General features: G+C 62.8%; 18 protein-coding genes. 11 read left to right on the forward strand and 7 right to left on the reverse strand.

The window, feature by feature from the left end:
- Positions 1-3 precede the first annotated feature (3 nt).
- On the forward strand, positions 4-351 hold the full coding sequence (locus OHA42_RS17620) for a DUF3024 domain-containing protein (RefSeq protein WP_406238430.1): 348 nt from the start codon (positions 4-6) through the stop codon (positions 349-351).
- 108 nt (positions 352-459) lie between these two features.
- Here the strand turns inward: OHA42_RS17620 and OHA42_RS17625 are convergent, their stop codons facing one another.
- On the reverse strand, positions 460-1,227 hold the full coding sequence (locus OHA42_RS17625) for a hypothetical protein (protein ID WP_406238433.1): 768 nt from the start codon (positions 1,225-1,227) through the stop codon (positions 460-462).
- A 421-nt stretch (positions 1,228-1,648) separates the two neighbouring features.
- On the opposite strand from OHA42_RS17625, the gene OHA42_RS17630 reads away from it, so the two are divergent.
- Both OHA42_RS17630 and OHA42_RS17635 read left to right on the forward strand, forming a co-directional pair.
- Complete coding sequence (locus OHA42_RS17630) at positions 1,649-1,879, forward strand: hypothetical protein (protein ID WP_406238434.1); 231 nt, start codon at positions 1,649-1,651, stop codon at positions 1,877-1,879.
- A gap of 133 nt (positions 1,880-2,012) precedes the next feature.
- Positions 2,013-2,537, forward strand: a complete 525-nt coding sequence (locus tag OHA42_RS17635; protein WP_406238436.1) for a CAP family protein — start codon at positions 2,013-2,015, stop codon at positions 2,535-2,537.
- A gap of 90 nt (positions 2,538-2,627) precedes the next feature.
- On the opposite strand, the gene OHA42_RS17640 is transcribed toward OHA42_RS17635, so the two are convergent.
- Complete coding sequence (locus OHA42_RS17640) at positions 2,628-2,966, reverse strand: hypothetical protein (RefSeq protein ID WP_406238438.1); 339 nt, start codon at positions 2,964-2,966, stop codon at positions 2,628-2,630.
- Between the two features lie 48 nt (positions 2,967-3,014).
- Between OHA42_RS17640 and OHA42_RS17645 the strand changes: the two genes are divergently transcribed.
- The 5 genes from OHA42_RS17645 (at position 3,015) to OHA42_RS17665 (ending at position 6,677) form a co-directional block, all read left to right on the forward strand.
- Complete coding sequence (locus OHA42_RS17645) at positions 3,015-3,197, forward strand: hypothetical protein (protein WP_406238439.1); 183 nt, start codon at positions 3,015-3,017, stop codon at positions 3,195-3,197.
- Positions 3,197-3,529, forward strand: coding sequence for a hypothetical protein (locus OHA42_RS17650; protein ID WP_406238441.1), 333 nt, complete (start codon positions 3,197-3,199; stop codon positions 3,527-3,529). Before OHA42_RS17645 ends, OHA42_RS17650 begins: the two co-directional genes overlap by 1 nt.
- Positions 3,530-3,581: 52 nt before the next feature.
- Complete coding sequence (gene ligD, locus OHA42_RS17655) at positions 3,582-4,556, forward strand: non-homologous end-joining DNA ligase (protein WP_406239438.1); 975 nt, start codon at positions 3,582-3,584, stop codon at positions 4,554-4,556.
- 675 nt (positions 4,557-5,231) lie between these two features.
- Positions 5,232-6,368 (forward strand): IS30 family transposase, encoded by a 1,137-nt coding sequence (locus tag OHA42_RS17660; protein WP_406239224.1) that lies wholly within the window; start codon positions 5,232-5,234, stop codon positions 6,366-6,368.
- A gap of 99 nt (positions 6,369-6,467) precedes the next feature.
- Positions 6,468-6,677: a hypothetical protein gene (locus OHA42_RS17665; RefSeq protein WP_406238443.1), complete on the forward strand. Its 210-nt coding sequence runs from the start codon at positions 6,468-6,470 to the stop codon at positions 6,675-6,677.
- 480 nt (positions 6,678-7,157) lie between these two features.
- Here the strand turns inward: OHA42_RS17665 and OHA42_RS17670 are convergent, their stop codons facing one another.
- Entirely contained in the window at positions 7,158-7,337 is a 180-nt protein-coding gene (locus OHA42_RS17670; protein WP_406238445.1) for a hypothetical protein, read from the reverse strand.
- Between the two features lie 199 nt (positions 7,338-7,536).
- Positions 7,537-8,013 carry a hypothetical protein gene (locus OHA42_RS17675; RefSeq protein WP_406238447.1) on the reverse strand — a complete coding sequence of 159 codons (477 nt, stop codon included), beginning with the start codon at positions 8,011-8,013 and terminating at the stop codon, positions 7,537-7,539.
- Positions 8,014-8,671: 658 nt separating this feature from the next.
- Here OHA42_RS17675 and OHA42_RS17680 point away from each other — a divergent pair.
- Positions 8,672-9,481, forward strand: a complete 810-nt coding sequence (locus tag OHA42_RS17680; protein ID WP_406238448.1) for an AbiJ-NTD4 domain-containing protein — start codon at positions 8,672-8,674, stop codon at positions 9,479-9,481.
- 140 nt (positions 9,482-9,621) lie between these two features.
- Here OHA42_RS17680 and OHA42_RS17685 read toward each other — a convergent pair whose 3' ends face one another.
- Positions 9,622-10,263, reverse strand: a complete 642-nt coding sequence (locus OHA42_RS17685; RefSeq protein ID WP_406238450.1) for a hypothetical protein — start codon at positions 10,261-10,263, stop codon at positions 9,622-9,624.
- A 361-nt stretch (positions 10,264-10,624) separates the two neighbouring features.
- On the opposite strand from OHA42_RS17685, the gene OHA42_RS17690 reads away from it, so the two are divergent.
- Positions 10,625-10,918 carry a hypothetical protein gene (locus OHA42_RS17690; protein ID WP_406238452.1) on the forward strand — a complete coding sequence of 98 codons (294 nt, stop codon included), beginning with the start codon at positions 10,625-10,627 and terminating at the stop codon, positions 10,916-10,918.
- A gap of 53 nt (positions 10,919-10,971) precedes the next feature.
- Here OHA42_RS17690 and OHA42_RS17695 read toward each other — a convergent pair whose 3' ends face one another.
- Positions 10,972-11,637, reverse strand: coding sequence for a recombinase family protein (locus OHA42_RS17695; protein ID WP_406238454.1), 666 nt, complete (start codon positions 11,635-11,637; stop codon positions 10,972-10,974).
- A gap of 331 nt (positions 11,638-11,968) precedes the next feature.
- Here OHA42_RS17695 and OHA42_RS17700 point away from each other — a divergent pair, with 331 nt between their 5' ends.
- Positions 11,969-12,670, forward strand: coding sequence for a hypothetical protein (locus OHA42_RS17700; protein WP_406238456.1), 702 nt, complete (start codon positions 11,969-11,971; stop codon positions 12,668-12,670).
- Here OHA42_RS17700 and OHA42_RS17705 read toward each other — a convergent pair.
- Positions 12,642-13,103, reverse strand: coding sequence for an SLATT domain-containing protein (locus OHA42_RS17705; protein WP_379071594.1), 462 nt, complete (start codon positions 13,101-13,103; stop codon positions 12,642-12,644). The genes OHA42_RS17700 and OHA42_RS17705 overlap by 29 nt on opposite strands.
- Positions 13,104-13,353: the final 250 nt, after the last annotated feature.

The following is a 13,353-nucleotide window of genomic DNA, read 5'->3' on the forward strand; positions in this document are numbered from 1 at the left end:
GGCATGGCTACCACAGGACTTCCCGAACTCGATGTCGCCCGGATCGTGAAGTACTGCGCCAGCAGAGTTCCCGAACAATATCGCCACGAGATTCGGGTCGAATGCGACGTCTCGCCGCGCCATGTCACGATCTGCGAATGCCGACCACCATGGCGCGAGGACTTCGGCCCGGAATGGACACGATTCCCGATCGCCCGCCTGCACTACACCAAGAAAACCGGGTTGTGGACGCTGTATTGGCGGGACCGACACCTCAAATTTCACCGCTACCGGCTCTTGGAGCCGAGCCCTCACGTTCAGGACCTGCTCGATCACATCGACAACAGTGGCGACCCGATCTTCTGGGGTTGATCAGTTATCGTCGGTGACGCGTTGACCTGTTGAGACCAAGATCGTTTGTGAGAATCGCGAATCCGATTCCAGCGGGGAACTAGCCGATCAGAAGATGGTCCGCCCGCGCTATTCGCAGACCTGGGTGTGGGAGAACATGAATTCAACGGTGACGGCCGCCCGCGCCGGGGCGAATCGGTTGTGGGGTATGCCGGGGGTGAAGGCGAAGACCGAGACGTTCTCGTTCTGGCGATCCAGCCACCAGCCCGCGGTGCGGCAGGCGCGCCACCGGGTACCGCTCCAGTCGGCGAGCCTTTCCTCGCCCGCGGAACCGAATGTCCAGCCACCGGAATCACCCAGATGAGCGAGCAAGCGGCCGGCCACCTGATCATCGGGCGTGCCGTCGGCGGCGGCGATGGCGAAGGTGCGCATGCAGTAGCTCCTCGTGTTGGAGCAGCTGGTCGTGTGGTCGGCGACCGTCAGACCGGCTGGCAGGGGTAGCAGCAGTTCGGCGTCGGGGGTCGCGACGGCCTTGCCTCCGTAGGCTGGGTCCTCCGCGAAGACGCCGAGGTCACCCAGCACGAAGTACAGCAGCACGAACAGGGCCAGTACGCCGTACAGCCCGCCGAGCACCCGGGCGATCCAGTGCTGGACCCCACCACCGTCTGTATCGGCCCAGTCCCAGATCAGTCCCGCCAGCAGCACCACGACACCGGCGGCGATCATCAGCACCTCGAGACTGTGCTGAAAGTGGCGCACTCGCCAGCCCCCGTACGCCACACCCAGTTCGGCCACGGTCAGCACCGCCAACACCGCACCCACGCGCCACCGGGTGCGGGGCGCTCGCGCCGCGAGCAGCCAGCAGACCAACGGCACCAACAAGATCAGCCAAAACACGTCGCCAGTCTAAAACGGGGGTCCGGGAACATCGGCGAGAAAAGTCACGCTGAGGAGGGCACCATTGAGCACCAAACAAGCTCGCCACCAACGAATTACGCAAATTCGTTGCTTTTTCGGCGATTACTACCGGAACCCCCCTGCTGAGCATCAGGCGGCGAGCGGATACGGCCGATTCTGGGAACACGCACTCGGCACGAGTCGGAGCCATCGGTGCGACTGCTCCGAGGGCCTGTCCGCCGGACAACAGCTGATCGGCGAGCCCGGACTCGTCGGCGGAGAGCCAACTCAAGCCCAACTGAGCTGTTGCACTGCATCGTCGCGTCCGGAATGATCGTGACCAGCTAAAAGTCCAATCCAATGTGGTTGTCGAGCAACAGTTCTGACCGGCGATAGAAGCTTCGTGCTGTACTGGTGCGCGATGGGCCATCTGAGCCCCTCGACTGCCGGTGTGGTCGGTTTGAACGAAGCGATGGTGGCCTCGGTCATCGTCGGTGTAGTGGACAGGTCGCAGATCTCGTTGCCAATTCTGGTGGGCGGAGTGTTCGTTGCTGTGGCAGTCTTGCTCGACGCCGACAGCCGGGCGTCCATCACGGAAACCAGCAGGCTGGCTATGGGGGAGTTCTCGCACCGAAGCCAGCAGCAACGGTAGGTTGATCGCCGAACATCTCAGTGCCCCTGCCGGATTCACCGGTGGGGTCTCTGATTCGTCGTTGGCTTCCTGCTCGTCTTGCCTACTCGCTCGGGAGATCGATATGCGTCGTGGACGGTTTTTGTCTGCTTGTGTGGCTGTGTTGATGGCTGCCGCCGTCGGTGGGGCGGGTGAGGCCACCGCCGGAGTGGACTCCACGTGTGGCGGGGCGTCGTTCGCGCAGGACATGCTCAACGCCCACAACCAGTACCGAGCAAAACATGGCTCGCCGGAAATGGTGCTCGATCCGGCGGTGTCGGCTTCGGCCCAGAGGTGGGCCGATCATCTGGCCGACACCCAGATTTTCGAGCACTCGAAGGGTTCGGGCAACGGCGAGAACCTCGCTGCTATGTGGGGCGGCCGGCACACCGGCTTCTCGGCGACGAAAGCGTGGTATGACGAGATCAAGGACTATGACTTCGACGCACCGACCGGGTTCTCCAGCCAGACCGGGCATTTCACACAGGTGGTTTGGAAGGCCAGCACGAAGCTCGGGGTCGGGGTCGCCTGCAACACCGGCGGAGAAGGCGGGCAATACGTCGTCGCTCAGTACAACCCGGCGGGCAACATGATGGGCAACAACAACCAGTACTTCCGGGAGAACGTGCAGCGCGGGTAGCCGCCTGGACCGGGCGGGCCCGGCAGCGTTTCGGCCTCACTTCCAGCGAGGCTTTGGTTGTTTGTTCTTTCGGTGGCCAGAACGCTAGGACTATCGGCCGCGCCGGTTCGGGCTGTCTCGCTCGGATATAGCTCGGCTCGCGCACCATTGCTTGGTCTCGACTCGCCCTTGCCCTTTCTGACCCGCTGGGATGGCGAACCCGATCAACCCGATCCAAGAGCCGTCGGTGCACTGCGCCCACGCATAGAGCCAGCCCGGTACGACGGCGGTGAGGTCGAGGCCGGCCTGCTTGATGCGCAGCGATACCTCGTCTTTGCGGAACGCGCCTTGCGGTGCGATCGCGATGCTCAGGTCGACGAGTACCTGCTTGGGCGGGTCGACAACACGCCGGAGCGGTTGCGAGAACTCATCACTCCAATACTCGAACATACGTGCGATAATCCCACATGCCGATCGGTCGCTCGGGAGAGGCGCGGAATGGTGAACGTGGGAGAACATGTGTTGCTGGCACCCGGTGGCGTGTCGGTGTTCCAGGTACTCGAGATCGACGGTGAGACCGCGCTCGTCGAGTCGGTCGAGGTCGATGCGCCGGGCCCCTATCCCTTCCCCGCGAAGGTGTCCTCGCTGATCCCGGCCGATACGGACCCTGGAGACCTGTAGTGGCCAGATTTCGTTTGGAGTCCCACATCCGGGTGCCGAACCTGGGCGTCATGATCACCCAGATCGCGCTCGACGACCTCGACGAACTGGTCGAGCACGCACGCATCTGGGCGCTGGAAGGCGAGAGCGAACGAATGTGGCTCTATGACCGCTCCGTTGAACTGTTCACCATCGAAGGTCGAGGCGTCGCTCTCGTCGACGCGATCGACCGATGGGCGCACGACCGCCCATTGCTGTGCGGTGAGTGCGGGGAGATGCTGCACGCGGCCCGGATCGCCGGTGAACCTGCGTGGTACTGCCACGGCTGCGACTACCGCACACAGGCAGCCTAGCCCCCGCGGTGCACGCTTTCTTATCGATAGCTGGATATACGCTGATCTTGTGATGGCAGTGCCGGCGCCGATGTTGGCCGTCGCAGGGCGGCCACCGGACACGGCTGACTGGGCCATCGAGATGAAATGGGACGGCGTCCGCGTCCTCGCCCTGTGCAAAGGCGAAGCATGTCGCTTGTACAGCAGAAACAAGCGCGAGATCACCGACTCCTATCCGGAGCTCGCCGCGGCGCTGGCCGAGTCGGCGTGCGGTCGGGCGTTGATTCTCGACGGCGAGGTGATCGCGCAGACCTCCTCGGGTGCGCCGTCGTTCGGTTTGCTGCAACGTCGCATGCATGTCGTGCGACCGACGGCGCAGTTGATCGCTTCGGTGCCGGTCCAGTTCTACGGGTTCGACGTGCTGTCGGTCGATGGCGAGGACGTCACCGTGCTGCCGTACCTGACCCGCCGCGCCCATCTCGACGGACTGGATCTGCCGGGCCGGTTGGTGAGCGTCCCGCCTTACTGGCTGGAGGTGGCCGCCGACAGGATGCTCGAGGTCGCGCGCGAGCATCACCTGGAAGGGATCGTGTCCAAGGAGATCGAGGCGGCCTATCACCCGGGTCGACGGTCGCCGACGTGGATCAAGACCCCGATCCGCAAGACCGCCGAGGCGATCGTGGTCGGGTGGATCTCCGGCACCGGGATGATGGCGCCGACGTTCGGGTCCCTGGTTCTGGCCGCGCACGACAAGGCTGGGCGGCTCACCTACATCGGCAACGTCGGCACCGGCTTCACCATGGCCGCTCGCCGTAGCCTGCGAGCCCGGCTCGATGAACTCGCCACCACCGTCGTGCCGTTCGGTGCTCCGGCCGCCGGCCGCGGTCATGGCCATAGCCGTGGCGGCGGCGGGGGTGTGCATTGGGTGCGCCCGGAGTTGGTCGGCGACATCGAATTTCGTGAGTTCACCGGGGAAGGGCTGCGTCATCCGAGTTGGCGTGGGCTGCGCAGTGACAAGGACCTCGCCGAGGTGACTTTCCCGGGATGATCGCGGTTGACCAGCGCATACATCTGACAGCTGTATAGGCGTTACGAAAATGCGATCCGGACTAATACGGCTGGGGGGCAAGCGTTTTCGCAGCTTGAGTAGCACTTGACCGGACTCCGACGGCACGCTAATGTTCCCGTTCATCGGGCACATTCACGCCCGCCAAAAGTTCCGGCCACATGGCTGGAGCTTTTTTCGTGTCTACAGATCAAGGCCCTCGGCGATCCTTGGGTTCATGCGGTCGTCGCAACACTCTCGATGTGAGAGGTTGCGGCGACCGTGTCGTTTTCGGAGGATTTGGTTCAGTTCGGTGATCAGCTGGCCCGGCTGGCCGATGCCGGGGTCCCGGTGAGGCAAGCAGCTGAGGCGTTGGGGATCGGGCGGGGGCGTTGCTATGCGATCCTGCGTGCGCAGGGTCGTGCAGCGGGCAAACCCAGGGGTGCGTCCCGGGCGGCGGACCCGGAGTTGATCAGGTCGGTGTTCGAGGCGACGGGATCGGTGAACCGGGCGGCCGAGACCGCTGGGGTGGCCTTCTCGGTGGCGCGCCGTTTTCTGGTTGCCGATGGCCTGATCGGCGTGGGTCCGATAGTTCGCGGCAAACCCGACGCCAAGAGGCGGTTCAGTGAGCTGATCGCCTCGGGGTGGTCGGTGGCGCGGGCGGCTCGCGAGGTCGGGGTGAACGAACGAACTGCCCGGGATTGGCGGGCTGGGATACGCAGGTCCGGGGACAAGCGGATTCATCCCGACGGCACGGTGGTGGACTACACGACCGGAAGCCGGTACACATCTGCGGTGATCAAACCCGTTGGTGTCGAGCCTGTTTCGATCAGTGACCGGTACCTGTCGTTGCAGGACCGCCTCGATATCGCCGATGGGCTATTGATCGGGCAGTCGTTGACGGGGATCGCGGCACGGATCGGTAAACATAAATCGACGGTGTCGCGGGAGGTCCGGGCGCACCGGATCGATGGGCTTTACCTGCCCTATCAGGCGAACAAGGCTGCCGCGGATGCGCGGGCGCGTCCGAAGGGGTCCAAACTGGTGACCAACCAGGCTTTGCGGGCGTGGGTGGTCGATGGTTTGTCACGGCAGCGGTCTCCCGAACAGATCTGTCACCGGCTCCGCAGGGACTATCCCGACGACGAGAGTATGCGGGTGAGCCACGAAACGATCTACCAAGCCCTCTACTTCCAGTCCCGTGGCGGGCTGAGACGTGAAGTCGCGCAAGCGTTGCGAACTGGACGGACCCGGCGGAAACCGCATCGCAAATCAGATCAGCGCACCCACCGGTTCGTCGATGCGATGATCATGATCAGTGACCGGCCCGCCGAGGTCGAAGATCGTGCGGTGCCCGGCCATTGGGAAGGCGATCTGATCATCGGCAAGGACGGTGGTTCGGCCATCGGCACCCTCGTGGAACGGTCCACCCGTTACACGATGCTGGTTCACCTGCCCGGCGGTCACGACGCCGAAACCGTCCGTGACGGCTTGATCCGGACGATCTCGACCCTGCCCACCCACCTGCGCGGGTCGCTGACCTGGGACCAGGGCGCCGAGATGGCCAGGCACAAGCAGTTCTCGATGGCCACCGACATGGCGGTCTACTTCTGCGACCCGGCGAGTCCTTGGCAACGCGGAACCAACGAGAACACGAACGGGTTACTGCGCCAATACTTCCCGAAAAGCACCGATCTGAGTGTCTATGGTCCCGAAGACCTCGAACACGTCGCTCACCAACTCAACGATCGTCCACGCAAAACGCTCGACTGGGAAACCCCAGCCGAGCGTCTGCGTGATCTACTTACCCGCTAAAAGCAGGCAGTGTTGCGACGACCCCTTGAATTCACCATCATGCCGGGGGCCTTTTGTCGTTTCGGAAGGGTGTTCATGTCGGTCGATACCGTGTCTGCCGTGTTGGCGAGCAGCGGTTGGACGGTGTTCTGGGTGCAGCTGCCGGTTCTGGTGCTCGCTGCCGCAGTAATCATTGTGGCTACCACCGCGTTGTGGCGGGCCCGCCCGGAAGACGTGCCGCGAGTGTTCGAGGCCTTCGCTGCAGCCTTCGGTCGCCGAACGGGGAGACCAGATCCCACTGCGCCCGCAGCTGATGAGGATGAGAAATGAAACGAATAAGCCGCCGCGGTGCTCGCCGCTGCGATGCCCTCGCCGAATACGTGGCCAACGGCTTCCTCAAAGACGACCTCACTGACAAAGCGCACGTGGGTCCGATGCTGCGTCTCTACATGATGCACGATTCCATCGAGGAACTTGCCGTGGCGGCGGGATGGAGCCTGGACGAGATACGGAGAGCCCTGGGTAGGGACGTAATGAACCTTCGCCGGTCCGAGAGGCAACGTTCGGTGCTTTCGGCCTATCTCTATGAGCAAGAGCCCAGCAGATACTGCTGGACGTGTCATGCTGTGCTACCTCGACGAACAGGCAAAGGGCGGCCGCGTAGGTACTGCAAGCCTGCGTGCAGGCAGCAGGAGTACCGGCGGCTCAAGAGGATGTGCACTCCACCGAAGCAACAGCGGGTGTACAAGCGAGAGTTCGATCTCAACATCGAGCTGTAAGTAGCAAGGCTTCTCGAATCCAACTGCACGGTCAGAGGCGCGACCACGCGGCGCACGAGATGTCAGCGGGTTCGTCGACCGCCCTGTGCGGGGCGGGGCGCAGGATCCGCTGCTCACGCTCGGCGAGGCAACCGCGCTCGACTTGCAGGCCGCCCGGCAGGCTCATCAATACGTCGATCAGCTCTAGGTCATCGAGACTGCCGAGGCCCACCGGGCGACGGCGGGTGTGCTCGCCGTCGTCGACGGTGGAAGTGGAACAGCCTTCTGCCCCCGCGGAGCTTCCAGGGAACTTCCGGGGACCGAACAAAACTCCCACTGACCAGGCGCGGATGCGCACAACGTCGGCGGAATCCTGAGTGCCCGTAATGGATCGAAATAGGTTGTTGTAGAGGAGTTTTCGGATATTTGAGTCATTGGGGTTGACTGCGGCTCCGTCGACGGCGCGCTGGACGCCCGTCGTAGACGTAGCGCGTGTCGAACTGGTCGAGTGGGTCGATGGGCAGCTTGGAGCGCTTCTCGGCCCACTCCGCTCCCTCCTCCAAGGTCTTCACCGCGACCCGCCAGCGGTCGTAGGCTGCCTGTTTGGTGATCCCGCAGGTAGAGCCGATCTGTTCCCAGGTTGCTCCGGCATTCCGAGAGGCTGCCACTAGGCCGGTCAGATCCAGGCTTACCTCGTTCAATCTGCGCATAATCCGCAGCTTCGTCAGTGCCAGGTCCAGATCGGTGAACTCGGTTCCCGCAGCATTCGGTTCGCTCAGCAGCTTTCTAGCAAGTTTTTCGCATTCCGTGAGCAGGGCGCTGCTCAACTCGGATACTGCGGCCTGGGTTGCGGCTTCTTCTTGGTTGGACATGGCCTCTCGCGCCGTCAACCGCTCTTGTGCCTCCATGAGTCAAGCTTAACTTGACTTGCAGCGATGTAGCACTGAAGCTGCGCGCCCATTTGGATGGTATGCGGGGATGTCCGCTAGAGCGGCACCCCCTATTTTGGGGTGCGAAGTAGTGCGACTTGACGTTCGCCTCCCGAACCGGAGACCGTGCGGTATTCGATTGTGCTATTAGTGACCGGCATCACAATTGAGGAGTGATCTCCGACACAGTGTGTGTGAACATTATTGTCCGTTTTCCGCCACCCCTGGCGGCCGGACGGCCGCTCAGCTGGACATACTTCGGCAGGCGCCTTGACATTGCACGAAGTGCGTTTGTTATCTATCCGTGATTGGCAATCGGAAAATTGGCGACGTCGCAGTTAAGGTTTCAAGTGACACTGCAGTGGCAGTTGAGGCAGACCGTAGAACGAGACGTGCCCCGACCCGATGCAGGGGGCGGAGCACGTGTCTCGGCAGCCGCTTGCAGTGCCGTGAATAGGAACTACGTACAGGAGAAACAAGCTGCCAATGGTCAAGATAACCCTTCTCGCGATGCCGATCAACACCGTTGTGGCTGCAGCAATTTGGGGTGCTCCCGGATCCCCGCGGAGGACTCGTTCTCGTCTGCGGTTCAGTCATGGGTTTCTGACCTGTCGGGCCGTTCCGGCATCATCCATTAATGCAGTCCTTCTCCGAGCGCTACGGCCATGTCCCTGTCCGGTCGGTGGTCCAGGTCGGGCAGATGGATTCCCCTCTGCGTACCGAACTCTGGAACCTGACACACCAGCTTTATGTGAAGCCCGTGCAAGCCAGCTACGGGGCGGACTTCGACCACCTGCAGTACATCTGGACAGGGCTGATGGGGAAGGAGATCGACCGGTTCCCACCTTTCTTCCACAACGAGCTCAAGCAGTGGACCCTGAGCGAGGAGTGGAATCGGGTGTACGACCTGCTCGAGTACCTCACGTTCCACAAAGATCACAGCGACCTCTATAACGAGGTGCTGGTGAAGCACCTCGCTGGCTACCGCTTTCTGAACGGGTGCATCGTCCCGATCTCCGACAGTCACGAGATCACTGAGATCGAGGCGGCAGTGACGACGGGCAGCGATCCGGTGAAACACCATCTGCAGCAAGCTATCCAGCTGCTGTCCGACCGAGACACGCCGGACTATCCGAACTCGATCAAGGAGTCGATCGCCGCCGTCGAGGCGTTCCTGGTGCCTATCACGGGCAAGAACACCCTCGGCCAGGCGCTCACCGAGTTGAAGTCCAAGCGGGTAGCGGCCGGCCGGTTCGAGCATCGAGCGCTGCTGGGTGCCTGGTCACAGCTGTACGGATGGAGTAGCGACGAGAGCGGCATCCGGCACGGTGGTGAGACGGTCCCGCACGAGGCCATCACTCAAGCGCTCGCCCGCTACGTGCTCATCACCTGCTCGGCTTTCATCAACCTCATGACTGCGGAGCAGGCTGCCCTCGGCACTCCGTGACGGAATAGGTGCGCATTATCTGCGGTAGTGGTGCAACCGCTGGATCTCGGCCATGTGCACCACTACCCCTTCCTCGTCTGGATTCGAAAAGATTTGTCAACAGCCAAGTTTCAGCGATCTGACCGCCAGTAACACCCGCTTTACGTGGTGCTTTTGCGCCTGGCGCGGTACAGCATCAGGCTCATGAGGAAGGGATGTGCTGGTTCGCTGAGCATCAGTCCGAAGAGCGCATCGTCAAAGTCGTCGTCGAGGTCAAGGTCGACGTACTGTCTGAAATCGAGGTCGAAGTACTCGTCGAGTGCCAAGATCAGGTGCTCGAAGTTGTCGAGGTCGATTTCGCGGTCCAGCTCTTCGAGCGCGCACCGGCGAAAGTACTCGGCGTCACCAATGGTTGGTGACGACGTCTTGGCGTACCGAACCACCTCAGCGCGGCTCAATCTGGTGTCATCGGCCAGTCGGCGGCGAAGCACGTGGGCGCGTTCCAGCAGACTCATGTGTGTAGAGACGTGCTGGATGCCCTCCTCGCTGATGTGAACGTTCAGCTGACGTTGTGCGGCATAGGCGCCGGTGCCGAAGTAAGACTCGATGAGGCCTCGCCGCTTGAGTCCGTAGATCGCGCGGCGGGCAACCGAACGGTCGGACCTGTGTTGCACCGTTGCCGCGGTACCGGGCGGCCGTGGTTTGTCATCCAATACGGAGATCGACCACCAGGTGATCCCGGGACCCCCAAACACGTAGTCCTCTATCCCGATTGGATCCACAGCCCGGTCGAGATAGAGCACGGTCAGCAGACCGGCTTGGACCGATCCGAGACCCCTTGGCATGCCTCAATCCTATTTACATCCACCGCGGTTTGGGAGCGTGGTTCGATTGAGAAAGCTCAGAAAGAGTGCTGCCCCGGACCTGTTCCAGCAGGCCGGGGCAGCGAAGTCCGGTATCTCGTCCAAGAAACAACGGTACATCTATGACAGTAGCCAATGATGCGGTCTGTCCAGAAGTGGGTTATCGAATCCATACCTGGCAGGCCACCCTCGCCGTACCCGCCATAACATCTCCTACCTGGGATTATGTCGGACTGAAACAGTCTGCACCTCGGCTCTATACGGTTCCCTCACTTGATCATGAGTCGGAGAGGAGCCGGTCGTGCTGACTGCCGGAATCACCACCACGGTGCTGGTGGCAATCGTTGGGGGAGCGTGGAAGTGGATCGTCGACGACGGTCCCGCCCGCTTGGTCGCAGGGTTGGTCGCGGCGCTCTCGAAGGACTCTGCCCGTCGCCGGGATGCGCGGTTGGTCCTGGAGGTCACCAAGCACCAGCGTGGTCCGGAGCCGGGAGCAGAAAGGGCGTCGCGGTTGCCGGTGCTCAAGCTCCGTGGGTCAAAGCGGGGACAGCATGCCCGTCCGGTACCGGTGGAGGGTGAAGCAGCTGCGGCGTGAGCGTCGAGCTTGCCGCGGCTCCATGCTTGCAGTCATTGTGTGGGCTGCCGCCTTCAGCTCTCGATCGCAGCACGTCTGGTGGGGCTGAGCTCAGGGATATGTTTGTACAGGGTGCTGCGCGAGACGCCGAACAGCCGCGCGATCGAGGAGACGGTCTCGTCGGGGCGGGTGAGCATCGCGCGGGCCTGTCGAATCTGCTCGGCGTTCATCGCAGTTGGCCGGCCGAGGCGTTTCCCGCGGGCGCGGGCAGCGGCCAGGCCCTCGTTGGTGCCGTCGACGATCAGCTCGCGGATGAACTCCGCGAGCGCGGCGAAGACGTGGAACACCAACCTGCCGCCGGGGGTGGTGGTGTCGAGGGCTTCGTGCAGGGACCGGAACCCGATGCCGCGCTTGCGAAGTCCGGCAACGATCGTGATCAGGTCCTGCAGCGAGCGGCCGAGCCGATCCAGCGACGGCACCACCAAGGTGTCGCCGGGGCGCAGGTAGTCAAGGCAGGCACCCAGCTCCTCGCGTTCGGCGTTCTTGCCGGACTTCTTGTCGGTGAAGATCCGCTGGCATCCGGCCGCGGTGAGCGCGGCGATCTGGCGGTCGAGCAGCTGGCCTTTGGTCGACACTCGTCCGTAGCCGACGAGGGCATCGCCTCCACCGATCGGGTCGAGCGCATCGCCGTCGAGGGTGAGCGGTTCGGCGATGTTGAGGGAGCGAGTCTGGCTGGCCATGGTCGAGACTGTACGAGAAAGGTCTGACAGTACTTGTTGAACACCAACCGTTTTCGACACGTTTGTTGAACACTGCTCCGGCACGGCCGTCCTGCCGATTCCGTCCAACCGGGCCGGTGTTCAACAAACGGTTCTTGAACACCTCCCCAGGGAGGCCGGAATCGCCCGACCAGTCCTGCCAGAGCGCTGCGACGGGCATCCCGCCCAACCAACGTCCGCACACGCCGCGGAGCGCGCGTTCGCGAACGTCCGCATCTGCCGAAGAGCGTGCGTGCATGGCGTCCGCCGACGAGTGTGCAGCATGTCGGTACCGGCAGACACAATGGCGGACATGGAAAACGGTGATGACAACGACGCGGCCCAGCCCTCCCCGGCTGTGAACAGATGGATGGTGGGTCTGACCTGCGCCGCGATCGTCGCGACCGGCTACCTTCTCGCCTGGCTGGTGCACGAGCCGGAGCCGTCGGAGCCCACGGCTCGGGCCGAAAACTCCTATGTCACTCCGCCGGTCGCGTTTCCGGTGCAGATCCCAGGCTGTGATGTCGTGGAACCTCCGCGGGAAGGGCAAACGTTCGGGATGGTTCACTCCGTCACATACGAATACGATAATCCGTCCTATCCGTGGTTCTCCGGTCCCAAGGCGGGCGCGATGACGCAGGCGCTGCAGGATGGGCTGCCCGGTGATGTCGAGATCGCCTTCGCCCCGGTAACGCGCTCGCTGGTGTTCCAGCCGATCCTCGGCGATGCCACGCAGAACAAGGGATTCGGCGGTTGGACCAGTGCGAACGCCACGCTGCTGCGCGGTGACCGAGCGGGCGCGCTGTCGGTGACCGTGCGCCAAGCCACCAAGCCGATTCCACCGTGCGTCGCCGGCGAACTCGACGAACGGCGCCACCTTCCCGATGGCACGATCGTCGATACCGATGACACCTGGTATGAGATCAACGGGGTTCGCACGGTAGTAGCCGATGAGCGCGCTGCCGGAACGGCGAGACCGATGAGCCTCAGCGGTCGGAGTGGTCGCGGAGTCTGATCCAGCTGGTACCCAACTTCTCCCAGATTCGCTGGTACTCATCGAAGGTCTCGCGGACTCGCTGGAGATCAAGTTGGTCGGAGGCGGTTGTGGCGACGTAGAACGCTAACTCATCCCTGAGACGATTGAATCGATACGAAGCTTCCTCCATGGCAACCCACAGGGGTCGCCATGCAAAGAATGGCTCAAGGGCGCTGAAAGCCGTGACAACGGCCACCAGTGAGAACGCGGTGCCGGTCCACGGATCGAGGTTTTGCAGCCCGAGGATGATTGTCGACGCGGCAGAGAAGGTAACCAAGGCTACGCGCAGCATAACGGCTCGCCACCGGAATCCGTGCTTGCGGCGCCGAGCGTATGCGTGACCAGCGTCGATCTGAGCGCGGACATAGGTAGCAAGTTCTAAAGGTGTTAAGCCAGAAGGCAAGTCGCTCACGCGTTGACAATAGCGGGCAGTGCCTGACCAAGCTTGCCGCATTCGGACACGCGGTTGCCCGTGGTTCGGGCCCGTCTCGGCGAGGCCGCTCCGACATCCGCACGTGCCGCATATCAAGCGTTCGGCAGCTTTGCCCGAGCGATCTGTTTTGCAGCGTCACCTGCCGGGTCCCGCGAATGCGTCGCTGATCTCCAGCGTGCCGAATTGCGGCACAGTTGCATTTGGGGAGCGGGTGGCCACGACGCGCCGG

It is taken from the genome of Nocardia sp. NBC_01009 (assembly GCF_045208035.1).
Taxonomy (GTDB): Bacteria; Actinomycetota; Actinomycetes; order Mycobacteriales; family Mycobacteriaceae; genus Nocardia.

What these genes read in the sequence shown, in the direction of transcription:
- OHA42_RS17620 (WP_406238430.1), top strand. Translation starts at nt 4, where the DNA reads ATGGCTACCACAGGACTTCCCGAACTCGATGTCGCCCGGATCGTGAAG.
- OHA42_RS17630 (WP_406238434.1), top strand. Translation starts at nt 1,649, where the DNA reads ATGGGCCATCTGAGCCCCTCGACTGCCGGTGTGGTCGGTTTGAACGAA.
- OHA42_RS17640 (WP_406238438.1), bottom strand. Translation starts at nt 2,966, where the DNA reads ATGTTCGAGTATTGGAGTGATGAGTTCTCGCAACCGCTCCGGCGTGTT.
- OHA42_RS17645 (WP_406238439.1), top strand. Translation starts at nt 3,015, where the DNA reads ATGGTGAACGTGGGAGAACATGTGTTGCTGGCACCCGGTGGCGTGTCG.
- ligD (WP_406239438.1), top strand. Translation starts at nt 3,582, where the DNA reads ATGGCAGTGCCGGCGCCGATGTTGGCCGTCGCAGGGCGGCCACCGGAC.
- OHA42_RS17675 (WP_406238447.1), bottom strand. Translation starts at nt 8,013, where the DNA reads ATGGAGGCACAAGAGCGGTTGACGGCGCGAGAGGCCATGTCCAACCAA.
- OHA42_RS17680 (WP_406238448.1), top strand. Translation starts at nt 8,672, where the DNA reads ATGCAGTCCTTCTCCGAGCGCTACGGCCATGTCCCTGTCCGGTCGGTG.
- OHA42_RS17695 (WP_406238454.1), bottom strand. Translation starts at nt 11,637, where the DNA reads ATGGCCAGCCAGACTCGCTCCCTCAACATCGCCGAACCGCTCACCCTC.
- OHA42_RS17700 (WP_406238456.1), top strand. Translation starts at nt 11,969, where the DNA reads ATGGAAAACGGTGATGACAACGACGCGGCCCAGCCCTCCCCGGCTGTG.